At 69.5% G+C, this 21,565-nt stretch carries 20 protein-coding genes; 7 read left to right on the top strand and 13 right to left on the bottom strand.

The features are described 5' to 3' along the window. The first annotated feature begins 97 nt into the window (after positions 1-97). The 4 genes from FCH28_RS09845 (at position 98) to FCH28_RS09860 (ending at position 3,496) form a co-directional block, all read left to right on the top strand. Entirely contained in the window at positions 98-799 is a 702-nt protein-coding gene (locus FCH28_RS09845; RefSeq protein ID WP_136739412.1) for a FadR/GntR family transcriptional regulator, read from the top strand. Positions 800-911: 112 nt separating this feature from the next. After that, positions 912-2,057 carry a galactonate dehydratase gene (gene dgoD / locus FCH28_RS09850; protein ID WP_136739414.1) on the top strand — a complete coding sequence of 382 codons (1,146 nt, stop codon included), beginning with the start codon at positions 912-914 and terminating at the stop codon, positions 2,055-2,057. A gap of 175 nt (positions 2,058-2,232) precedes the next feature. Beyond that, complete coding sequence (locus FCH28_RS09855; RefSeq protein ID WP_246102688.1) at positions 2,233-3,258, top strand: sugar kinase; 1,026 nt, start codon at positions 2,233-2,235, stop codon at positions 3,256-3,258. Between the two features lie 25 nt (positions 3,259-3,283). Next, positions 3,284-3,496 carry an FmdB family zinc ribbon protein gene (locus tag FCH28_RS09860; RefSeq protein WP_136739417.1) on the top strand — a complete coding sequence of 71 codons (213 nt, stop codon included), beginning with the start codon at positions 3,284-3,286 and terminating at the stop codon, positions 3,494-3,496. Positions 3,497-3,550: 54 nt separating this feature from the next. Here the strand turns inward: FCH28_RS09860 and FCH28_RS09865 are convergent, their stop codons facing one another. The 3 genes from FCH28_RS09865 to FCH28_RS09875 form a co-directional block, all read right to left on the bottom strand. Continuing rightward, positions 3,551-4,174, bottom strand: a complete 624-nt coding sequence (locus tag FCH28_RS09865; protein WP_425471919.1) for an O-methyltransferase — start codon at positions 4,172-4,174, stop codon at positions 3,551-3,553. A gap of 193 nt (positions 4,175-4,367) precedes the next feature. After that, complete coding sequence (locus FCH28_RS09870; protein WP_136739420.1) at positions 4,368-5,027, bottom strand: response regulator transcription factor; 660 nt, start codon at positions 5,025-5,027, stop codon at positions 4,368-4,370. Then, positions 5,018-6,157 carry a sensor histidine kinase gene (locus tag FCH28_RS09875; protein ID WP_136739422.1) on the bottom strand — a complete coding sequence of 380 codons (1,140 nt, stop codon included), beginning with the start codon at positions 6,155-6,157 and terminating at the stop codon, positions 5,018-5,020. Before FCH28_RS09875 ends, FCH28_RS09870 begins: the two co-directional genes overlap by 10 nt. Before the next feature lie 156 nt (positions 6,158-6,313). Here FCH28_RS09875 and FCH28_RS09880 point away from each other — a divergent pair, with 156 nt between their 5' ends. Continuing rightward, on the top strand, positions 6,314-6,904 hold the full coding sequence (locus FCH28_RS09880; RefSeq protein ID WP_246102620.1) for a DedA family protein: 591 nt from the start codon (positions 6,314-6,316) through the stop codon (positions 6,902-6,904). Here FCH28_RS09880 and FCH28_RS09885 read toward each other — a convergent pair. The 3 genes from FCH28_RS09885 to FCH28_RS09895 all read right to left on the bottom strand — a co-directional run bounded on the left by FCH28_RS09885 (position 6,867) and on the right by FCH28_RS09895 (position 11,560). After that, a complete protein-coding gene (locus FCH28_RS09885; RefSeq protein ID WP_136739426.1) occupies positions 6,867-7,688 on the bottom strand; it encodes an HAD family hydrolase in 822 nt (273 codons plus the stop codon). The genes FCH28_RS09880 and FCH28_RS09885 overlap by 38 nt on opposite strands. Continuing rightward, positions 7,688-10,219 carry a phosphoribosyltransferase gene (locus tag FCH28_RS09890; RefSeq protein ID WP_246102690.1) on the bottom strand — a complete coding sequence of 844 codons (2,532 nt, stop codon included), beginning with the start codon at positions 10,217-10,219 and terminating at the stop codon, positions 7,688-7,690. The genes FCH28_RS09885 and FCH28_RS09890 overlap by 1 nt, the downstream gene beginning before the upstream one ends. Positions 10,220-10,387: 168 nt before the next feature. Beyond that, positions 10,388-11,560 carry an HpcH/HpaI aldolase/citrate lyase family protein gene (locus FCH28_RS09895; protein ID WP_136739429.1) on the bottom strand — a complete coding sequence of 391 codons (1,173 nt, stop codon included), beginning with the start codon at positions 11,558-11,560 and terminating at the stop codon, positions 10,388-10,390. A gap of 220 nt (positions 11,561-11,780) precedes the next feature. On the opposite strand from FCH28_RS09895, the gene FCH28_RS09900 reads away from it, so the two are divergent. After that, the gene (locus FCH28_RS09900; protein WP_136739431.1) at positions 11,781-12,941 is read left to right on the top strand and encodes a TerD family protein; all 1,161 of its coding nucleotides are present in this window, start codon (positions 11,781-11,783) and stop codon (positions 12,939-12,941) included. Between the two features lie 148 nt (positions 12,942-13,089). On the opposite strand, the gene FCH28_RS09905 is transcribed toward FCH28_RS09900, so the two are convergent. The 6 genes from FCH28_RS09905 to FCH28_RS09930 all read right to left on the bottom strand — a co-directional run bounded on the left by FCH28_RS09905 (position 13,090) and on the right by FCH28_RS09930 (position 17,627). Next, positions 13,090-13,818, bottom strand: coding sequence for a TerD family protein (locus tag FCH28_RS09905; protein WP_136739433.1), 729 nt, complete (start codon positions 13,816-13,818; stop codon positions 13,090-13,092). Positions 13,819-13,917: 99 nt separating this feature from the next. Continuing rightward, on the bottom strand, positions 13,918-15,072 hold the full coding sequence (locus tag FCH28_RS09910; protein WP_136739435.1) for a DUF475 domain-containing protein: 1,155 nt from the start codon (positions 15,070-15,072) through the stop codon (positions 13,918-13,920). Positions 15,073-15,127: 55 nt separating this feature from the next. Next, positions 15,128-15,703, bottom strand: coding sequence for a TerD family protein (locus FCH28_RS09915; protein ID WP_136739437.1), 576 nt, complete (start codon positions 15,701-15,703; stop codon positions 15,128-15,130). 125 nt (positions 15,704-15,828) lie between these two features. Continuing rightward, positions 15,829-16,404, bottom strand: a complete 576-nt coding sequence (locus tag FCH28_RS09920; RefSeq protein WP_136739439.1) for a TerD family protein — start codon at positions 16,402-16,404, stop codon at positions 15,829-15,831. A 170-nt stretch (positions 16,405-16,574) separates the two neighbouring features. Next, positions 16,575-17,033, bottom strand: coding sequence for a peroxiredoxin (locus tag FCH28_RS09925; RefSeq protein WP_136739441.1), 459 nt, complete (start codon positions 17,031-17,033; stop codon positions 16,575-16,577). Positions 17,034-17,186: 153 nt separating this feature from the next. After that, positions 17,187-17,627 carry a DUF3052 domain-containing protein gene (locus tag FCH28_RS09930; protein WP_136739443.1) on the bottom strand — a complete coding sequence of 147 codons (441 nt, stop codon included), beginning with the start codon at positions 17,625-17,627 and terminating at the stop codon, positions 17,187-17,189. A 538-nt stretch (positions 17,628-18,165) separates the two neighbouring features. Here FCH28_RS09930 and aceE point away from each other — a divergent pair. Beyond that, complete coding sequence (gene aceE / locus FCH28_RS09940; RefSeq protein ID WP_136739445.1) at positions 18,166-20,913, top strand: pyruvate dehydrogenase (acetyl-transferring), homodimeric type; 2,748 nt, start codon at positions 18,166-18,168, stop codon at positions 20,911-20,913. A 69-nt stretch (positions 20,914-20,982) separates the two neighbouring features. On the opposite strand, the gene FCH28_RS09945 is transcribed toward aceE, so the two are convergent. Beyond that, a complete protein-coding gene (locus FCH28_RS09945) occupies positions 20,983-21,381 on the bottom strand; it encodes a peptidase inhibitor family I36 protein (protein ID WP_246102622.1) in 399 nt (132 codons plus the stop codon). Positions 21,382-21,565: the final 184 nt, after the last annotated feature.

Here is a 21,565-nt window from a genome sequence, read left to right on the forward strand (position 1 = left end):
TAATTGCCGATTAATGGCCGGGGCGGGGCCGGGCGAACGCGCAGATCTTTACCAGGGCGCACAGGGGGACGCCGCAACCTGACCAGGGAGCAGCACCATGAGGCAGTTGGGGAACACCGCCTCGTACGCGGGACGCGGGATCCACAAAGTGGCGGTCGAAGCGCTCGCGAAGCGGATCTTCGACGGCACCTATGGAGAGGGCGACACCCTCGCGTTGCCGGACCTGATGGCGGAGCTGCAAGTCAGCCAGACCGTGCTGCGCGAGGCGATCAAGGTGCTGTCCACGAAGGGCCTGCTCGACGCCCGCCAGAAGCGCGGCACATTCGTCCGCCCCAGAGAGGAGTGGAACCTCCTGGACGCCGACGTGCTGCGCTGGAAGCTCGCGGCCGGCGCCTCCTCCGACTTCTTCGCCGACCTGCTCGAACTCCGCCGGTCGATTGAGCCGGCCGCGGCGGCGCTCGCCGCGGAGCGCCGTACCGACGACGATCTCGCGGCCCTCGACGCCGCGCTGCGCGCGATGGCCGCGACCGACCGCGATCCGGTGATGCTGGTGCGCGCCGACGCGGCCTTCCACACGGCGATGCTGGCCGCGTCGAACAACCGCTTCTACGCGCAGATGCACAGGGTGATCGTGCCGGTGCTCATCCAGCGCGATCGGGCGGTGCGCGCGAGCGGCGAATTCGAGCAGCCGCGTGCCGTGCACGCCAAGGTCGTCGAGGCCGTACGCGAGCGGGACCCCGACGGCGCCTATGTCTCGATGCTCGAACTGCTGGACATGTCCGCGCGCAACCACTCGTAGCGCCGTCCGTATCTCGTAGGACGCCGTCTGCGAGAGGACGCCGTGCTGGGATACACCTGGGAACACGCCCGGGAACACGCATGAGTGCGTTGCCGAAAGGACGGTCCGGTCCATGAAGATCAGCCGCATCGAGACGTTCCTCGCTCCGCCGCGCTGGATGTTCGTACGGGTGGAGACCGATGAGGGCGTCGTCGGCTGGGGCGAACCGGTTGTCGAAGGGCGGGCCGAGCCGGTGCGGGCGGCCGTGGAGGTGCTGGCCGAGTACCTCTTGGGGCAGGATCCGTCGCGCATCGAGGACCACTGGCAGGTCATGGCCAAGGGCGGCTTCTACCGGGGCGGCCCCGTCCTGTCGTCCGCCGTCGCCGGGCTGGACCAGGCCCTCTGGGACATCAAGGGGAAGCGGCACGGCGTACCCGTCTATCAGCTGCTCGGAGGGCCGGTCCGCGAGAGGGTCCGGGCCTACGCATGGGTCGGCGGCGACGAACCGCAGGCCATCCGGGACGCACTGACCGCGCAGCTCGAAGCGGGCTTCACCGCCGTCAAGATGAACGGCTGCGGTCGGATGACTCCCGTGGCCACCCGCGCCGAGGTACGGGAATGCCTGCGGCGCGCCGAGACCGCACGCGAAGTACTCGGCGAGGAACGGGACTTCGGGCTCGACTTCCACGGCCGGGTCTCCCCCGCCAATGCCCGCCGTCTCCTCCCCCTGCTGGCCGAACACGCCCCGATGTTCGTCGAAGAACCCGTCCTGCCCGACTACATGCAGACCCTCCCCGACCTCGTCAACGCCTCCAACATCCCCCTGGCACTCGGTGAACGTCTTTTCACCCGGCGGGAATTCCTGGCTCCGCTGCAAGCCGGGGTGGCCATCCTGCAACCCGACATCTCGCACGCGGGCGGCATCTCCGAGTTGCGCCGGATCGCCGCCCTCGCGGAGGTGTACGGGGCGCAGCTCGCCCCGCACTGCCCGCTCGGCCCGGTCGCACTGGCCGCCAGCCTCCAAGTCGCCTTCACCACCCCGAACTTCCTCATCCAGGAGCAGTCCATCGGCATCCACTACAACCGCGGCGCCGAGCTGCTGGACTACGTCGCGGACCCGGAACCGTTCCGCTTCCACGACGGATCGCTGCTGCGGACCGATCGTCCGGGCCTGGGTGTGGACGTGGACGAGGCTGCCGTGCGGGCAGCCGACGAGAAGGGCCACGCCTGGCGGAACCCCGTCTGGCGTTATGCGGACGGCGCGTTCGCGGAATGGTGACCCGGCCCTGCGGCCGGCCGCAGGCCAAGAACGCGAGGTGAAGGGGTGAAGGAGTGAAGGCGGTGTGCGCGGGATGAGCAGGCAGAACGGGCAGCGGACGGGGCACCGGAATGAAGGGCCGGAGCAGAGTCTGGGGCAGGAGCCAGGGCCGGACGTCTTCACCTTCGGCGAGACGATGGTCGCCCTACGGGGCAGCGGCCCGCTGAAGCTCGGCGGCACGATGCATGTCTCCATCGCCGGCGCGGAGAGCAATGTCGCGATCGGCCTGGCCCGGCTCGGTCACCGCGTCCGCTGGTCGGGCGCGGTCGGCGCGGACGAGGCCGGACAGCTGGTACTACGCACGCTACGGGCCGAAGGCGTCGAGGTCTCCGGCGCCACGACCGACCCGGACGCCCCGACCGGACTGATCCTCTTCGAGCCGCGGCTGCCGGAGCTCACCCGGGTGCACTACTACCGCGCGGGATCGGCCGGCTCGCGGCTCGATCCCGGCACGATCGAACGCGCCCTTTCCGCCGCCCCGCCCCGCGTACTGCACCTGACAGGCATCACCCCCGCCCTGAGCCCCACGGCCCGTGCGGCGGCACACGGATCCCTCCAACTCGCCCGCCGCCATGGCGCGTTGGTCTGCCTCGACGTCAATTTCCGTGCACGGCTGTGGACGGCACGGCAGGCCTCCGAGGTCCTGCGCGAGTGGCTCCCGTACGTGGACATCCTGATCGCCTCCCACGACGAGCTGCCTCTGTGCCTGCCGACAGGCGAGGACGGGCTCCCGGAGCCGGGGGCCGTCGAGCCCACCGTCGGCGGCCCCGGCACCACTAGCGACCCGGCGACCACCGGCGCGCCAGCGATCACCGGCGACCCGTCCGCCGCCTTCGCCGCCCAGGCCGAACAGCTGCTGAACCTGGGCATCGGCGAGGTCGTCGTCAAACTCGGCGCCGACGGGGCGACCGCCTTCACCCACGACGGCTCGCTGCACCGGCCCGCCAAGCCGGTCCGGGCGGTGGACGCCGTGGGCGCGGGCGACGCCTTCGTAGCCGGCTATCTCTCGGCCCTGCTGGATGGCGAAGAGCCGGCCGTGCGCCTGGAGCGAGCCGTCACCACCGGCGCTTTCGCGGTCGCCTCGCCCGGGGACTGGGAGGGCGCCCCGACCCGCGCCGAGCTGGGCATGCTGGGCGCACATCCCGGCACCGTCGTGCGCTGACCTGAGCCACGGCTAATCTGTGGCCATGCCCCGTTACGAGTACCGGTGCCGCCCCTGTGGCTCCACCTTCGAACTGAACCGGCCGATGGCCGAGTCCTCCGCCCCGGCCGTCTGCCCCGAAGGCCATGAGGACACCGTGAAGCTGCTCTCCGCGGTCGCCGTCGGCGGCTCCGCGAGCGCCCCCGCGCCCGCCCCGGGCGGAGGCGGCGGCTGCTGTGGTGGCGGCTGCTGCGGCTAGGGGATCGGGCAACGGGCGCCCCGAGTGAGCGGGGCGCCCTGCGGGCCCGCCGCCCTACCGCCGACGGGCCACCGTCACTCCGTCCGCCACGGTGAGCATCACCGCCTCCATCCGGTCGTCCGCCATCACATGGTCGTTGAACTCAATGATCGCCCGTGCCGACCCGGTCGCCTCCGTGTCGACGACCTCGCCATGGAACAGCACGTTGTCCACGACGATCAGGCCCCCGGGGCGCAGGCGCGGCACCAGTTCCTCCCAGTAGCCGATGTAGCCCCCCTTGTCGGCGTCGATGTAGGCGAGGTCGATGTGCGGCTCCGCCGCCATGGCCCGCAGCGTGTCCAGTGCGGGCGCGATCCGCAGCTGGACGCGGTCCGCGACTCCGGCCTTCGCCCATGCCTCACGGGCGTACGCCGTCCATTCCTCCGAAACATCGCAGGTGATCAGCGTGCCGTCCGCGGGCAGCGCCTGGGCCATGGACAACGAGGAGAAGCCGGTGAACGTCCCCACCTCGACGAGGTGCCGTGCCCCGATCAGCCGCACCAGGAACGCGAGCAGCGAACCCTGCTCCTCCGCCGACTGCATCACCGCCGCATCGGGGAACTCCCGGTGCGTGGTCTCCACGAGACCCCGCTGCACGGAGTCCAGCGGCGGGTTGTGGGCGAGAACGTAGTCGTACATCTCCGCCGTGATCGGCGTGCTCTTGGACTCGGTCACTCGGTCTCCTCTTGATCCCGGCCAGTGGTCACGGCCGGCTTCCGGAGGGCACAGCCAACCGCTCGGCGAGACTAGCCGAGCACTGCCGCCCCATTCGCCTCAACTCTCATTCCCGTCCCACGATCACTCCCCTCCCTCCCTCTCCCTCTCCACTCCCTCACGTCCCCAGGTACCGCAGTACGGCCAGCACCCGGCGCGAGTATCCCGCCGTGCCTGTGAGATCGAGCTTCTCGAAGATCGCGTTGATGTGTTTCTCCACCGCGCTCTGCGAGATATGCAGCCGGCCGGCGATCGCCGCGTTGGTGTGGCCCTGTGCCATCTCCCCGAGCACCTCCCGCTCGCGCGCGGTGAGCGTGCCCAGCGGATCCGAGCGGCGGCTGCGCACCAGTAACTGCCGCACGACTTCCGGATCGAAGGCCGCCTGTCCTGCCCCGACCCGCTCCAGCGCGTTCAGGAACTCGTCCACTTGGACCACCCGGTCCTTGAGCAGATATCCGACTCCCTCGCTGTCTTCGGTCAGCAGCTCGGTCGCATAGCGGCGCTCGACGTACTGGGACAGAACGAGCACGCCGACGCCCGGCCAACGCTCCCGGATCTGCACGGCCGCCCGCAGCCCCTCATCGGTGTGCGTGGGCGGCATCCGCACATCCACGACCACCGCGTCCGGCTTCTCTCCCGTCACAACTGACCGCTCCAGCACGGCGATCAGCTGGTCGGCATCCCCGACCGCGGCTGCCACCTCGTGCCCCTCCTCGGCAAGGAGGCGTACCAGTCCCTCCCTCAGCAGTGTCGAATCGTCGGCCAGCACTACGCGCACGGCAGCTCCGCGGTGATGATGGTGGGTCCGCCGGCCGGGCTGTCCACCCGGAACCGGCCGTCAAGGGCGGCGACCCGGCGGGCCAGCCCGAACAGGCCGCTGCCGGAGGCATCCGCGCCGCCCAGCCCGTCGTCCTCGATTCGCACGAGCACGCCGGCCTCGCCGGGGGCGACGCGGACCGCTATCAGCCCGGCACCCGAATGCTTGACGGCATTGGTGACGGCTTCGGAGACCACGAAGTAGGCGACCGTCGCCACGGCGGTATCCGGCTCACCGGCAAGGTCGTAATCGAGGCGTACGGGGATGGCGGAGCGCTCGGCGACGGTCTCCAACGCGGCTCGCAGCCCGGCTTCGTCCAGCACCGTCGGATAGACCCGCCACGCCACTTCACGCAGCTCCGTCAGGGCCTGACGGCTCTCTTCATGTGCCTGGCGCAGGAGTTGGTCAGCGCGCATCTCGTCTTTGCCGCGCAAGGCACGACCGAGCAGCATCCCGAGGGCCACCAGCCGCTGCTGGACTCCGTCGTGCAGATCGCGCTCGATGCGGCGGCGCTCGTCGTTGACCGCGGCGACGACGCCGGCGCGGGTGGTCGCCAACTGCTCGATGCGGCGCTCCAGTTCCTCCTGATGGCGTGGCCCGAGGTAGCGCCGCGCCAGCTTTGTCTCCAGGTCGGCGACTCCGAAACTGCCCTGCAGACTGAGGAAGAGGAGGAAGAGTCCGCCGATGCTCGACGTCGCGAGGGTGAGCGGATAGCGGACTTCGCCGAGCAGCAGGAAGAAGATCCAGGCGATGCCGTACGCCGTTCCGATCAGCGCCGCGCTGACGACGAGAATGCCCAGCAGGCCCAACGACCAGCGCAGCGACAGATATTGCAGCATGCGGTGGTCGGCGTAGGTGTCTGAGGTGTCGGCCGAGAAATAGCCGCGGAGGCGGCGGCGGTTGGTCTCGGTCAGGGCTCGCGCGGCGGTTGTCACGGGCTTGAGGACCGCGCGGCGGCCGCGCGGCCAGGCGAGGACGAGAAGCAGGGAGAAGCCGGAGAGCACGACGAAGGGGAGCTCGGCCACCGCCATCGCGGCGCCGAACACCAGCCCTGTCGTCAGACGCAATCCGCGTCGTGCGATTCCCAACATGATCAGAACGCTAGCCGCAGCTCGCGTCCGCACACACTGCGGAAAACCGCACTCTTTTGTGCGGTAGACCGCAATGTGCGGCCGACCGGAAATTCCTAGCTTTGAAACATGATCGAAAGCATCGGAAACACCGCACCCGGCTGGATCACGGAACTTATGGACGCGCTCGGCGCGCCCGGCGCCGGTCTGGCGATCGCAGCGGAAAATCTCTTCCCGCCGCTGCCGAGCGAGGTGATCCTGCCGCTGGCGGGCTTCGCGGCGAGCCGCGGCACCATGCAGCTGTCCACCGCGCTCGCGTGGACCACGCTCGGCTCGGTGATCGGCGCTCTGGCGCTGTACGGCGTGGGCGCACTGCTCGGGCGCCGGCGCACGATCGCGATCGCGTCGAAGCTGCCGCTGGTCAAGATCTCCGACATCGAGAAGACGGAGCGCTGGTTCCAGCGGCACGGGTCCAAGGCGGTGTTCTACGGCCGGATGATTCCCGTCTTCCGGAGCCTGATCTCGATACCGGCCGGCATCGAGCGCATGCCGATACGGACCTTTCTCGCTCTGACCACCCTCGGCAGTCTCATCTGGAACGCGATCTTCGTCCTCGCCGGCTATGCGCTCGGCGAGAACTGGGAAGAGGTGACCGGTTATGTGGATGTCTATTCGAAGGTGGTGCTCGCGGCGGCGGCGCTGGCGGTGGCGGCCTTTGTGCTCGTGCGCGTCAGCAGGCGCGGCCCGGGGCTGCGGCGCCGCGGATGAAGGCCCGCACGATCTCCTCGCCCGCCGCGACACCACGCTCGTCGAGCGCCGTGACATGCGGGGCCTGCCAGCCCGAGTCCGCCAGTTCGCCGTGGCCGGGTCGCCAGCCGCGGTCGGCCGCCAGCAGCAGATCGGCGTCGAGAAGAGAGTCACCGGCCGCGAGGATCTCGGACGCGCCGGTGCGACGGGCCACCTCCGCGACGGCAGCGCTCTTGGTCAGCGGCTTCGGCACCGCGTAGATCTTGCGGCCTTGCAGAGAAACCGTCCAACCGCGTTCTTCCGCCCAGCCGGTGAGGTCCTTCACCCAGGTTTCCGGCAGCAGCGAGCGCTCCACAACGAGGTAGGCGAAGAGGTCCTCGGCGACTCGTTCCTTGAGCAGCCAGGCCGGGTCCGCAGTGCGGATGAGATGTGCGCGGATCTCGTCGAGGGGTGCGCACTGCGAGGCGAGCCGCTCGGCGACGGTGCGCTGCCAGTCCCGGTCGGACTCGCCCCGCACGAGCAGATGGCCGCCATTGGCGCAGATAGCGAACTCCGGGGCGGGGCCCGGGAGATGGATCCGACCGTACTGCTCGCGGGTGCGCGTGGTGGTCGGCACGAAGGTGGTGGAACCGGCGAGTTCGGCCAGCAGCCCGGCCGCCGTCTCCGTCATATAGGAAAGCGGCTTGCGGTCGTAGATCTCGACGCACAGCAGCCGCGGCGCCTCGGCGTCGGGCATGGCGAGATTCAGCGCGGCGGCCGAATAGATCAGGGTGCGGTCGAGGTCGCTGGCGACGATCGCGCTCATCAGGAGGCCACCGCCTTGCCGTCAGCGCCCGTGGCCCCGCGAGTGAAGCGGGGGTGGATCAACCCGACACAGGTATAGGGCAGTTCGTCGACCTCTTCGACGGGCACACCCCGTTGTTCAGCCAGGAGACGCACATGATCGAGATCGGCCCCGGCACCCCGCTGGGCGAGGATCTTCCAGGGGACCCGGCGCAGCAGTACGCGCGTGGTCTCACCGACACCGGGCTTCACGAGGTTCACGTCGTGGATGCCGTACTCCTCACTGATCCGCTCGACGGCGGCCCAGCCCTCCCAGGTCGGGGCGCGGTCGGCGGCGGCCAGTTCCTTCACCTCCGCGGCGACGGCCTCGGCGACATCGTCGAACCGTGCGGTGACCGCGTCCAGGAAGGCGCCCGACAGATCACTGTCGGCCAGCTCGCGGTAGAACTTGGCGCCGTGGAAGTCGTCCGGGCCCACCAGGTCGTCGCGCAGGACGGTGCGGGATATGAGGCCGGAGACGGTGGAGTTGAGGCAGGCGGAAGGGATGAGGAAGTCGTCGCGGGTGCCATAGGTCTCGACGCAGCCGCCGGGATCGGCGAGTACGGCGATCCGGGGGTCGAAACCCGGGAAGTCCTTCAGCGCCTGGGCGAGTTCGCGGGTGATGGCGCCCTTGCCGGTCCAGCCGTCCACGAAGACGACGTCCGAGGGATCGTGGTGGGCGGCCAGCCAGCGCAGCGCGGTGGTGTCGATGCCTCGGCCGCGCACGATGGAGACGGCGTAGTGCGGCACGTCCAGGCCGTGCGCGTGCTGCGCCCAGCGGCGCATCAGCACACCGACGGGCGTGCCGGCCCGCGCCAGCGACACCAGGACCGGGCTCTTCGTGCGCTCGGCGAGAACGGTCTCGGTGACGGTCCCGACCGCCTGCGCCATCCGGCTCGCGGAGGCCTGCAGCGCGCTGTGGAAAAGCGCCTGGTACTGCTCGCTCGGCTGGTATTCGACGGGCAGCGACTCGGCGTAGTGGGCGCCGCCGCGCTGAATCGCCTCCTCGCGCTCCTCGGTGGGCGCTTCCAGCGTGACGTCGGAGAGGTCCTGCAGCAGCCAGCCGACCTCGTCGGCGGCGTAGGAGGAGAACGCGGGGCCGCGCAGCGGCTCGGGGAGGGGCATGGGTCGGGCCTGTCCTTGCGGGGTGTGCGAGGGGGGCGGCGCTTCGGGAGACGTCCCGGATCGCGGGGTGTACGAGGGGATGACGGCGAGCAGCAGCCGGTCGGTGTGCTCGGCGAGACCGTCCAGCAGCCCGTCGGCGGCGTGCAGCTCGGGGCGGTCTCCGTGCGAGTCCACGACGGCCACGATGGCGTCGAAGCGGCGTGCCGGGTCGGCTCCGGCCGCGACGTTGTACGCGTACCGGTCCCCCGGACCGTCGGCCGGCTGGTCATGGGCGGGGAAGGAGAGCCGGGTGCGTATCGCGTAGCCGGGGTCGTCCACGGCGAGGACGGGCGAGCGGGTGGTGGTCGAGAAGTAGACCCCGGCTCCCCCGGGCCAGCCCGGCTCGCCGGCATGCGCCGCGGTGGCTCCGGCCGCGCTGGCGACGTGGGTGTCCAGTGCCTCGGCGATCCGCAGCGGCGTGTACATCAGCTCCTCGTTGCCCAGGACGAGGATGCGGCGGGCGCCGTCCAAGTGCTCCGCGATCCGGGCCGCCATGGCCGGCAGCCCGGCCTCCAGCCGCTCGCGGTGCGCCGGCGTGAAGCCGTGCCGCCCGCCGTCCGGCAGGCCGGAAGGCCAGTCGAGGGCAATGCGTTCGGCGCCCGTGGCCCGTCGACTCGCCGGGGACTTCGCGAGGGACTCATGGGCAGCTACCAACTCCTGGCCACGCGCCAGGACGTCCGCCGGGAGGCGTACGCCGCCGGCGGCCAGGGCCACGAGGTCGACGCGGGCGCCCAGCTCCGCGGCGAACTTCTCCAGCCGGCTGCGGTCCGCGTCGGAGCGCATGTCGACGAGTGCGACGACCACGTACCGCTCGCGCGGGAAGTGCGCGTGCAGCGCCTTGATGGTGTTCAGGACGGTCCTGCCGGTGGAGAACTCGTCGTCGACGAGCACCAGCGGTCCGTCCCCGGCGAGGAGGTCGCGGTCCTCCGGAAGCAGCAGATGCGAGGTCGCGTGGCTGTGCTCCTCCTCGAAGCCGCCCACCTGCGCGACGCCCGTCACCGGCCGGCGGGTGGAGTGCAGATACGGCGCGAGCGCCAGCCCGTCGGCCACGGAGTGCCCCAGTCCGGTGGCGGTCTCGGCGTAGCCAAGGACCACGGAGCGGGCGGCGGCCTCGTCCCCCAGCAGCTCCCGCACCCTGCGCCCCAGCCCGACGCCGGCACCGTGGACCACACCAGGCCGCTGCGGTACGTGCTTGCCGAGCACGTTCGACACGAGCAGATGGGCCCGCTTGGGGTTGCGTCGCAGGGCGAGGCCCAGCAGCTTCGGCAGTTCGTGCCCGCCGCTCAGCGAGACACCGAGCCGCTCGGCGACCCACTCTCCGGTCCACACCACGCGTTCCGTCTCCTCCATCGTTTCGTCCGCCGAATTGCTCGGCGCGTTCTCCGCCCTGTCGTCGCCCGTGGTCCTCATCGCCTCGTTCACCGCGTCTGTCGTGGACCTGGTCGTCGTCATCGTCCGGTGCCTCCTGCCCGGCCGGTTCGCGGGCCGGCCCGTTCCCGAGCCGGTCCGGCTCCCGTGCTATGCCTGCGGGAGGCTCGCCGTCAGCAACTCCACGAAGCCGATCCCCTCGCGCGCGACGCCGAACGCCTCGGCGCGCAGCAGAGTCCGCTCGGCCCAGGCGCGGTGCGGCTTCACCTCGTTCATCTTGTTCGTATAGGCCGAGCGCAGCACTCCGCCGTCGCCCCGCTCGGGCCGCAGGATGTCCGCGGCGTCGCTGAACTCCTCGTGGCTGACGACCGAGAGGGCGTGCACCGGCGCGACATGCGAGGGGTGGATGCAGGTCTTGCCCTGCAAACCGTTCGCGCGGTCCAGCTCGATCTCGCGCAGCAGACCGTCCATGTCGTGCTCGATCAGCGCCGTGCGGAGTTCCTCGGCCCGCCCCAGGAACGGGCTGCGCCGCAGCTGCGGCTTGAACATCCGCTCGTGCAGCCGGAAGTACTCCCACACCGGGCCGGTCACCGTGAAGCCCGTACCGTCCGCCCGGCCCAGCACGTTCACCACGTCGGAGATCACGGAGGCGACGATATGGACGTCGTACGCCGTCATGTCCGGTGCCCGGCGCAGTCCGTAGGCCGAGCAGAAGTCGGTGACACCGAGCCGCAGGGCGAGCACCCGTTCCCGGTATTTGTCGACGGTCCTGGCGATGCCCTGCAGCGTCTCGGTGCGGCTCTCCAGGTGCAGCAGCTGCGGAGATTCCAGCACCGGCATCGCGAAGAGCCGCCGCCCGCAGGCGGACTCGGCCTTGACCAGCGCCTCCAGGAACGGCACTCCCCGTTCCTCGGTGAACTTCGGCAGTACGAATCCGGACAGTCTGCGGGTGGTGGGCCCCATACGGCGTACCAGGTCCGGGATTTGGCCGGGCTCGCGGACGCGGATGAACAGCAGCGGAAGGTTTGTGCCCGCCGCGGCGGCCTCGTCGAGCAGAGCGAACTGCCGCACGAGGTTCTCCTCGCCGGCCGCCACGTCACCGTCCCCTATGGAATCCTCAAGGCACAGCACCATGGACATCACGCCTCGTGCCGACTGTTTGAGGATGTCGGCGGCGAGTTTCGGCCGGGTGGCAGGGCTGTAGAGCGTGGCGCCCAGGGCTACCGCGAGTGTGCGGGCCGGCGAGTCGGCCGTGAATTCCCCCGGCTCCTGATGGAACAGTGCCTTCCGGATGTCGGGCGGAAGGTGCCCAAAATGACGCATACATCTCCCCGTAATACATGCGGGACCCGGGCACACCCCGCTGCGTCTCGCTGTCTGGATCCAGCCGGTAATCGTACGTGTGCCGCAGTGGCGTTAGTTCCCCGGTGCGTGAAAATCTCGTAACCCGAACGAGTCGCCGAGGTGTCCGTCCTCGCGGCTCGTGCGCGCCGGACGGGCCCCCGCGTTGTCGCTGCGACCTCCGGGAAGGCAGGATTGCGGCATGACGCACGCGATGCTGAAAGGGTCGAACGTACCCCTCGATGCCACGGCTGTACGGGCCGTCCTGCGCTGGACGCCCGGGGCCGGAGTCCCCGATGTCGACGCCTCGGCGCTGCTCGTCGGGACCGAGGGACGCGTGCGCTCCGACGAGGACTTCGTCTTCTACAACCAGCCGCGGCATCCCAGCGGCCTGGTCCGGCATCGGCCCAAGACCCGCCTCGCCGACAGCCTGACCGACACCATCGAGGCGGATCTCTCCGCTCTGGACGCGTCCGTGGACCGGGTCATGCTGACCGCTTCGTCGGACGGCGGCACGTTCGGGCTCGTACCGGATCTGCGGATACTCCTCTTCGACGCGGCGGGCGACGGTGACGGCGATCCGATCGCGGTGTTCGAGGTCGTGCCCGAGACGGGTGACGAGACGGCGCTGATCTGCGGGGAGCTGTACCGGCGCGGTGAGACCTGGAAGTTCCGTGCGCTGGGGCAGGGGTACGACAGCGGTCTGGTCGGTCTGGCAACGGAGTTCGGGATCTCGGTGGACGAGAAGGACTCCCCGGCCTCCGGACAGTCGGCCCCGCCCGCCGCGGAGGCGCCTGACGCGCAAGCACCGGCGCCCGCCCCCGCCGCACCGTCCCCCGACAACGGCCCGACCACCGGCAGCCCGGCCGCAGGCAGCCCGTCCGCCCCCACCCAGTCCCCCGCCTCCATGACCCCGCCGCCCAGCGCCTGGCCGGAAGAGGCCGTCGGGGCGCCGTCCGCGGCGGACGCGCAGACGTACGCGGCGGGCGCCGACGCCGTTACCCAGCATGTGCCGGACCCGATGCCGGAGCCGCTCTCGGCCGCTCCGCCGCCATCGGGGGACGTGGCTTCCCAGCCGCCCCCGGCGCAGCCCACCGGTGGCTACGGCTATCCGCAGGACATTCCACCGCCGCCGCCCCAGCCGCCCGCCCAGCCCCCGTCACAGCCCACCTACGGCTATCCGGGTCCGCCGCCCCAGTACCAGCCCCAGCAGCAACCGCCGTCCGCGTACGGCTATCCGCAGCCGCCCCAGCAGCAGGCGCCCCCCGCCCCGGCCTACGGGTATCCGACGCAGCACCAGCCCTTCGTGCCGGATCCGTCCTTCGTACTGCCGCCGCAGGGCCCACAGTTCCAGCGTCGCTAGGGCAGCCTGTCCGACCCTGACCCGTCGGACAGGCACCAGGACAGGCCCCAGCGCCGGCCGGCACCCGCCGCTCCGCCGGGGGCGGCGCCGCCCCGCCCGGGGAGGCGCCACCCCGGCCCCGCATCACAGCCACGCCCCAGCCCCGCTCTCAGACCTTCGACTTGTACCCCCGCCCCCACTGGAGCCCCCAGCCGTACAGCCGGTCGAGCTCCGCCTGGAAGCCGTAGACGTACTTCACCTCGCGACGCACCGTCAGCTCGTCCTTGGTGTTCTCGAGCATGAATATGGCGCAGGACCGGGCCTGTGGGGCCCGCTCGTCGAGCTTGATCTCCATCCGCGGCCCATTGCTGGGATAGAGCGTCACCACCGCGTGCGTACGGTCGAACGCGGGCGTCCCGTCGTAGATGTAGACGAAGATCAGCAGTCGCTTGATCTCGTCGCGGTGGTCCATGTTGATGTACAGCGTCTCGCCCGACGGCGAGCCGAACCTGTCGTCGCCGCTGAGCTTCACGAACGGCGGGGAGTTGAGGTCGCCCAGGAAGTTGCCGAGCGGCTGCACCACGCCCTTGGTGCCGTCCTTGAGCTCGTACATACAGGCCAGGTCGAGGTCGATCTTGACCACGGCAGGGCCCTGCGCCTGCACCACCTCGGGCTTGAACAGCTTGCCCGGGTGCCGCAGCAGACTGCCCCTGCGCTGCTCGCCGAGGTCCGAGGTGCGCATCTGCCAGTGCAGATTGACCCTCAGATGTCCGGTGGCCGCCCCCTGCTTGGTCAGTGAGACGACCGGATTCCGCTTCGTCAGCTCGACGACATACGACGCCCCGCCGTTGTCGTACTTCGGCGCACCACCACGCCACCAGTTCCCCAGGAACGACACCTTGCCCACCCCATATCCGGCCCCGAATCGCTACGGGGCGGCCGCAGGGTCAAAACCCCACGGCCGCCCCGCAGAAAGCGTTCCTCAATCAGCGCCGCGTCACACTCCGGACGTGACTTCCGCCTTCTCTCCCGAGGCACTCTCGGGCTTGGCGTCGCGCCGGTTCTTCACCACGGACGACCAGAAGGAGAGGGCGATCAGCACGATGCCGACCAGACCGGTGACGACCTCGCTGATCTCGTACTTGATCGTGATGAGCAGGATGACGCCCAGCGCGCCGATCGCGTAGTGCGCGCCGTGCTCCAGGTAGACGTAGTCGTCCAGGGTCCCCTTGCGGACGAGGAAGACCGTCAACGAACGGATGTACATCGCGCCGATGCCGAGGCCCAGCGCCATCATGAAGATGTCGTTGGTGATGGCGAACGCGCCGATGACGCCGTCGAAGGAGAAGGACGCGTCGATGACCTCCAGGTAGAGGAACATGAAGAACGCGGCCTTGCCGGCCAGGCCCACGGCCGCGCCGGTCCCGACGCCCTTCTTCTCGGGCGCCGCGGCAGCCTCGGCCGCTTCCTCGCCCTCGTCGTCCTCGTCCTCGTCGTCTTCCTCGAGCTTGTCCTCGAAGAAGCTGGAGACTCCGCCGACGATGAGATAGGTGATCAGGCCCGCGACGCCGGCCAGCAGGACCGTGGCGCTCTTGTCACCGCCGCCGTGCGCGACGCTGGTGGCCACCGTCATGGCGGTCACCAGCAGGGTGACCAGCGCGATGATGATGGACAGCGTGTCGAGCTTGCCCATCCTGGCCATGGGCTTCTCGATCCAGGCCAGCCACTTGTAGTCGCGCTCCTCGAAGATGAAGTCGAGGAAGATCATCACCAGGAAGATGCCGCCGAAGGCCGCGATGGCCGGGTGGGCGCTGGTGACCAGTTCCTCGTACTGCGCCTTGTCGTGGATGGCGAGATCGACGGCCTCGAGCGGCCCCAGCTTCGCGGTGATCGCGACGATGACGACCGGGAAGACCAGTCGCATGCCGAACACCGCGACGAGGATGCCGAGGGTGAGGAAGATCTTCTGCCAGAAGGCGTTCATCTTGCGCAGGATGCCCGCGTTGATGACCGCGTTGTCGAACGAGAGCGAGATCTCCAGGATGGACAGGATTCCGACAATCGCGAGCCCCTGCCACCCCCAGAGGACGCCGGCCAAGGCCAGACCGAGCGCCGTGATGGCGAACGACCAGCCAAAGGTTTTCAGGAGCACTGCCTACCCAATCCCTCGCTGTGTGGGGGTCCTCCGCGCGCGGGGCGCGGCGCCTTTACGAAACGTTGACCCCGAAGTCTAGAGCGATCCCTCTGAGGCCCGACGCGTACCCCTGGCCCACCGCCCGGAACTTCCACTCGCCGTTGTGGCGGTACACCTCACCGAAGATCATCGCGGTCTCGCTGGAGGCGTCCTCGCTCAGGTCGTAACGCGCGAGCTCGGCGCCGTCGGCCTGATTGACGACGCGGATGAAAGCATTGCTGACCTGGCCGAAGCTCTGGCCGCGCAGCTCGGCCTCGTGGATCGAGACCGGAAAGACGATCTTTTCCACCTGCTGCGGCACCTGGGAGAGGTCCACCAGGATCGACTCGTCGTCGCCCTCCCCCTCGCCGGTGAGGTTGTCGCCGGTGTGCTCGACGGAGCCCTCCGGGCTCTTGAGGTTGTTGTAGAAGACGAAGTACTCGTCCCCCAGCACACGGCCCGACTGGCACAGCAGCGCGCTGGCGTCGAGGTCGAACGGCGCTCCTGTCGTGGAGCGCGCGTCCCAGCCCAGACCGACCATGATCTGTGTGAGATTCGGAGCGGCCTTGGACAGGGAGACGTTGCCCCCCTTGGCGAGCGTGACGCCCATAGTGTTCGTTTCCTCCCCGGTGTCGATGCGGGCCGCCAGGAGCGGCCCGCCTCCCCTTTTCAAGCGCGCCCGGCGCCGCACTCCCCTTGGGGGGCGTACGGCGCCGGACGGGGTGCTGAGCTCGGTCAGACGTTGACGCCGAAGTCCTGCGCGATGCCGCGCAGGCCGGAGGCGTAGCCCTGGCCGATGGCGCGGAACTTCCACTCCGCGCCGTTGCGGTACAGCTCGCCGAAGACCATGGCGGTCTCGGTCGAGGCGTCCTCGCTCAGGTCGTAGCGCGCCAGCTCGTTGCCGTCGGCCTGGTTGATCACGCGGATGTAGGCGTTGCGGACCTGGCCGAAGCTCTGCTGACGGGTCTCGGCGTCGTAGATCGACACCGGGAACACGATCTTGTGGACATCGGCCGGCACGCCGGCGAGGTTCACCTTGATGGCCTCGTCGTCGCCCTCGCCCTCACCGGTGGTGTTGTCGCCGGTGTGCTCGACCGAACCGTCCGGGCTCTTCAGGTTGTTGAAGAACACGAAGTTCTGGTCGTTGGCGACCTTCCCCGCGTCGTTGGCCAGCAGGGCGCTGGCGTCCAGGTCGAAGTCCGTACCGGTGGTGGTACGCGCGTCCCAGCCCAGACCGACGAGGACGGCGGTCAGATTGGGGGCTTCCTTCGTCAGCGAGACGTTGCCGCCCTTGCTGAGGCTGACTCCCACGAGTCCTCCCATAGATTCGAGGGGTACGTAAAGATTTGCGCCCCCGGCGTGCATGGCATCGGATCAACGAATCGATCCTAGTGACGGGTTCCCGCCGAGTTACAGATATCGCACGCGAGGCACGCGGATGTCGGTCCGGCGGCTCCGGACGCCCTGGGGGCGCGGCCGGGTCAGAGGGCTTCGAGCGCCTTGATGTAGTCCTTGAGGTCGCGGGCGTCGGGCAGGCCGTTGACGACGGTCCAGCGCACCACGCCCTCCTTGTCGATGACGAAGGTGCCGCGGACCGCGCAGCCCTTCTCCTCGTCGAAGACGCCGTACGCGCGCGAGGCCTCACCGTGCGGCCAGAAGTCGGACAGCAGCGGGTACTCCAGGCCCTCCTGCTCGGCGAAGATGCGCAGGGAGAACGGGGAGTCGTTGGAGACGGCCAGCAGCTGGACGTCGTCGTTGACGAACTTCGGCAGCTCGTCGCGGAGCGCGCACAGCTCGCCGGTGCACACACCGGTGAAGGCGAAGGGGTAGAAGAGCAGGACGACGGCCTTCTCGCCGCGGAAGTCGGAGAGTTTGACCAGCTCGCCGTGCTGGTTCTTCAGCTCGAAATCCGGAGCCTTCGTGCCGACCTCGATCGCCATGGGGTTGCTTCCCTTCCGCTCTCGCTCAACTGGACGCGGACAACCCTACGCGCCGCGCGGGACGCCCCGAGAAACCCCTCCTGAACAGGGCCGAGCCCCCTCCGGAACAGGCCGGAGAGGGCTCGGTGGGGAACGAACTTCGGGTGGTGCCGATCAGCGCTTGCCGGACTTCGCCGCCTTCGGCGTGACCAGTCGGCTGCCGGTCCAGTCCTTGCCCGCGTTGATGCTCTTGGTCTGGGACAGACCCGCGGTCTGCGCGGCCTCATTGATGTCGCTCGGCTCGATGTAACCGTCACGGCCGGTCTTGGGCGTCATCAACCAGATCTCGCCGCCCTCGTCGATCAGCCCGATGGCATCCACCAGCGCGTCCGTGAGGTCGCCGTCGTCATCGCGGAACCACAGCACGACGACGTCGGCGACGTCGTCGTATTCCTCGTCGACGATCTCCTGGCCGATCACGGCCTCAATGGCTTCACGGAGCTCCTGCTCGACGTCATCGTCGTAGCCGATCTCCTGGACCACCTGTCCGGGCTCGAACCCCAGCCTGGCGGCAAGGTTGGTCCGCTCCTCCGCGTGGTCCGCGGTCGCGCTCACGGATTGCCTCCTGTCATGTTTCGGAAAATGCTTTTGAACCCCGCGCGTGCGCGGAGCATTGGGCGTAGTCCACACGGGCCGGGCGGATCGCGCAAGTACCCGGCCGCCGAGACCGTCGAAACGGTGACGATTGAACGCGTCTCGCCGCAACTACGACCGACCACCATCCCAGCAGCACAGGGCGAAGTGATTCACACCACAGCGTTCTGCGGGGTTTATGGGGTAGACGCGCGCGACTGGGCCCTTTGGGGGGCGGGGAGCGCGCGCCGGACCGGCTTTCGATCACCGTACGGCCGTATGCGAAGGACATTCGACATGGGCGTATGGTTGCGATTTGGCCGACCTGAGAACCCGGCCTTTTCAGCGCCCATCTCTCGGCGGGTGGTTACCCAACGGTAGAGATGACGTATCCGTGTGGCTCGGTACACGATGGAAGACGGCGCGACCCCGACACCCAGACAGTACAGACCGCATTCGTCCACGTGCGCAGCAGCAATGGCGTGCAGAGCACGACACGACCCGAACACGAAGGAACAGCGTGGCTTCCGGATCCGATCGAAACCCGATCATCATTGGTGGCCTTCCCAGCCAGGTCCCGGACTTCGATCCCGAAGAGACCCAGGAATGGCTCGACTCGCTCGACGCTGCCGTCGATGAGCGAGGCCGGGAACGTGCCCGCTACCTCATGCTTCGCCTGATCGAGCGGGCCCGCGAGAAGCGTGTGGCCGTGCCCGAGATGCGCAGCACGGACTACGTCAACACCATCGCGACCAAGGACGAGCCGTTCTTCCCCGGCAACGAGGAGATCGAGCGCAAGATCCTCAACGCGACCCGGTGGAACGCGGCGGTCATGGTCTCCCGGGCCCAGCGTCCGGGCATCGGCGTCGGCGGTCACATCGCCACGTTCGCGTCCTCCGCCTCCCTCTACGACGTGGGCTTCAACCACTTCTTCCGGGGCAAGGACGAGGGTGACGGCGGCGACCAGATCTTCTTCCAGGGCCACGCCTCCCCCGGTGTCTACGCCCGCGCGTTCCTTCTGGACCGGCTGTCCGAGGCTCAGCTCGACGCCTTCCGCCAGGAGAAGTCCAAGGCCCCCCACGGTCTCTCCAGCTATCCGCACCCGCGGCTGATGCCGGACTTCTGGGAGTTCCCGACCGTCTCGATGGGCCTCGGCCCCCTCGGCGCGATCTACCAGGCCCGGATGAACCGCTACATGGAGGCGCGCGGTGTCGCCGACACCTCCAAGTCCCACGTCTGGGCGTACCTCGGCGACGGCGAGATGGACGAGCCGGAGTCGCTCGGCCAGCTGTCCCTCGCCGCCCGTGAGGGCCTGGACAACCTGACCTTCGTCGTCAACTGCAACCTGCAGCGCCTGGACGGACCGGTCCGCGGCAACGGCAAGATCATGCAGGAGCTGGAGTCGCAGTTCCGCGGCGCCGGCTGGAACGTCATCAAGCTGGTGTGGGACCGCAGCTGGGACCCGCTGCTCGCGCAGGACCGCGACGGCATCCTGGTCAACAAGCTCAACAGCACGCCGGACGGCCAGTTCCAGACGTACGCCACCGAGACCGGTGCGTACATCCGCGAGCACTTCTTCGGTGACGACCACCGGCTGCGCACCATGGTCGAGAACATGACCGACGACCAGATCCTGCACCTGGGCCGCGGCGGTCACGACCACAAGAAGATCTACGCGGCGTACGCGGCGGCCAAGGCGCACAAGGGCCAGCCGACGGTGATCCTCGCGCAGACCGTCAAGGGCTGGACGCTCGGCCCGAACTTCGAAGGTCGCAACGCGACCCACCAGATGAAGAAGCTGACGGTCGACGACCTCAAGCGCTTCCGTGACCGGCTGCACCTGCCGATCCCGGACAAGGAGCTGGAGGACGGCGCCCCGCCGTACTACCACCCGGGCCGGAACTCGGAAGAGATCCAGTACATGCACGACCGCCGCAACGCGCTGGGCGGTTATGTGCCGACCCGTGTCGTGCGCAGCAAGCCGCTGGCGCTGCCGGACGACAAGGTCTACGCGGGTGCCAAGAAGGGCTCGGGCCACCAGAAGATCGCCACGACCATGGCGTTCGTGCGGGTCCTCAAGGACCTGATGCGGGACAAGGAGATCGGCAAGCGCTTCGTGCCGATCGCGCCCGACGAGTACCGCACCTTCGGTATGGACGCGTTCTTCCCGTCGGCGAAGATCTACAACCCGCTGGGCCAGCAGTACGAGTCGGTGGACCGGGAACTGCTGCTCGCCTACAAGGAGTCGCCGACCGGGCAGATGCTGCACGACGGCATCTCCGAGGCGGGCTGCACCGCCTCGCTGATCGCGGCGGGCTCCGCCTACGCCACGCACGGCGAGCCGCTGATCCCGATCTACGTCTTCTACTCGATGTTCGGTTTCCAGCGGACCGGTGACCAGTTCTGGCAGATGGCGGACCAGCTCGCGCGCGGCTTCGTGCTCGGCGCGACCGCCGGCCGTACGACGCTGACCGGTGAGGGTCTCCAGCACGCCGACGGCCACTCGCAGCTGCTGGCGTCGACCAACCCGGCCTGTGTCGCGTACGACCCGGCCTACGGCTACGAGATCGCGCACATCGTCAAGGACGGTCTGCGGAGGATGTACGGCGCGAGCGCCGAGTTCCCGCACGGCGAGGACATCTTCTACTACCTGACCGTCTACAACGAGCCGATCCTGCACCCGGCGGAGCCCGCCGACGTGGACGTCGAGGGCATCCTCAAGGGTCTGCACCGCGTCAAGCCCGCCGAGAAGGGCACGCACGCCGCCCAGATCCTGGCGTCCGGTGTGGCGGTGCCGTGGGCCATCGAGGCCCAGCGGATCCTCGCGGACGACTGGGACGTCAAGGCGGACGTCTGGTCGGCGACCTCCTGGAACGAGCTGCGCCGCGAGGCGGTGGAGATCGAGGAGCACAACCTGCTGCACCCGGAGGAGGAGCAGCGCGTCCCCTATGTGACGCAGAAGCTCCAGGCCGCCGAGGGGCCGAAGGTCGCGGTCTCGGACTGGATGCGTGCCGTCCCCGACCAGATCGCGCGCTGGGTCCCGGGCACGTACCAGTCGCTGGGCGCCGACGGCTTCGGCTTCGCCGACACCCGTGGCGCGGCCCGTCGCTTCTTCCACATCGATGCGCAGTCGATCGTCCTGGGTGTGCTCACCGAGCTCGCCAAGGAGGGCAAGATCGACCGCTCGCTGCTGAAGCAGGCGATCGACCGGTACCAGCTGCTGGATGTCGCGGCAGCGGAGGCGGGCGAGGCCGGCGGCGACGCCTGAGGCGCAGCCCGCAGCACGCGATCCTCGCCCCCGGCAGCGCCCGCTGTCGGGGGCGAGGTGCGTCCGGCGTCAGCTCTCCCAGATCTTGAACGCCCGTACGCGGTAGGGGGATTGGGGCACCCAGGTGCCGCCGCCCGGATAGGTGTCGAACTCGCCGGTCTCGGCGCATTCCCCGCTCTGGTACGTGGTGACCGGCCGGCCTGTGCGGTTGGCGAGCGACGCGGCGGTGACGCCCTCGGGCAGGGGGACGCAGCTCTCGATGTCGGTGTCGGAGAGCTCGTGGGTCCGGCGCTCGCCGCCGTAGCCCGCCTCCGGCCAGAGGCACAGCTGGCCTTCGGCGCACTCGGCCGGGGCGGTGGTTCGGCCGCCGCCGACCGCGTGCGCGGCCGGGCTGCCGAGGGCGGGCGGTACGGCGAGGGCCGTGGCCAGTGCGGCGAGGCCGGTGCAGAGCGCGGCGGTGCGGGACATACGCGGTCGCATAGGAATCTCTCCCCCGTGAAGTACGACGATGGCGTCCCGCCCGAGCCGGCTGCCCGCGGCGGGTGCTGTGGTGTCGAGCTTCGCGAGGGCGCGGCGCGGTTGCCAAGGCCGGGACGGCGGGCCCACCCGGATCAGGTATGTGGACAGCGCGGAGGGCGCGCGGCGGGGCGCC

It is taken from the genome of Streptomyces piniterrae, assembly GCF_005048155.1.
GTDB classification, from domain to species: domain Bacteria; phylum Actinomycetota; class Actinomycetes; order Streptomycetales; family Streptomycetaceae; genus Streptomyces; species Streptomyces piniterrae.

Bases quoted from the DNA above. Each gene is read 5' to 3' on its own strand.
- FCH28_RS09845 (WP_136739412.1), top strand. From the start codon at position 98: ATGAGGCAGTTGGGGAACACCGCCTCGTACGCGGGACGCGGGATCCAC.
- dgoD (WP_136739414.1), top strand. From the start codon at position 912: ATGAAGATCAGCCGCATCGAGACGTTCCTCGCTCCGCCGCGCTGGATG.
- FCH28_RS09855 (WP_246102688.1), top strand. From the start codon at position 2,233: ATGGTCGCCCTACGGGGCAGCGGCCCGCTGAAGCTCGGCGGCACGATG.
- FCH28_RS09860 (WP_136739417.1), top strand. From the start codon at position 3,284: ATGCCCCGTTACGAGTACCGGTGCCGCCCCTGTGGCTCCACCTTCGAA.
- FCH28_RS09865 (WP_425471919.1), bottom strand. From the start codon at position 4,174: ATGTACGACTACGTTCTCGCCCACAACCCGCCGCTGGACTCCGTGCAG.
- FCH28_RS09875 (WP_136739422.1), bottom strand. From the start codon at position 6,157: ATGTTGGGAATCGCACGACGCGGATTGCGTCTGACGACAGGGCTGGTG.
- FCH28_RS09880 (WP_246102620.1), top strand. From the start codon at position 6,314: ATGGACGCGCTCGGCGCGCCCGGCGCCGGTCTGGCGATCGCAGCGGAA.
- FCH28_RS09885 (WP_136739426.1), bottom strand. From the start codon at position 7,688: ATGAGCGCGATCGTCGCCAGCGACCTCGACCGCACCCTGATCTATTCG.
- FCH28_RS09890 (WP_246102690.1), bottom strand. From the start codon at position 10,219: ATGGAGGAGACGGAACGCGTGGTGTGGACCGGAGAGTGGGTCGCCGAG.
- FCH28_RS09895 (WP_136739429.1), bottom strand. From the start codon at position 11,560: ATGCGTCATTTTGGGCACCTTCCGCCCGACATCCGGAAGGCACTGTTC.
- FCH28_RS09900 (WP_136739431.1), top strand. From the start codon at position 11,781: ATGACGCACGCGATGCTGAAAGGGTCGAACGTACCCCTCGATGCCACG.
- FCH28_RS09915 (WP_136739437.1), bottom strand. From the start codon at position 15,703: ATGGGCGTCACGCTCGCCAAGGGGGGCAACGTCTCCCTGTCCAAGGCC.
- FCH28_RS09925 (WP_136739441.1), bottom strand. From the start codon at position 17,033: ATGGCGATCGAGGTCGGCACGAAGGCTCCGGATTTCGAGCTGAAGAAC.
- FCH28_RS09945 (WP_246102622.1), bottom strand. From the start codon at position 21,381: ATGTCCCGCACCGCCGCGCTCTGCACCGGCCTCGCCGCACTGGCCACG.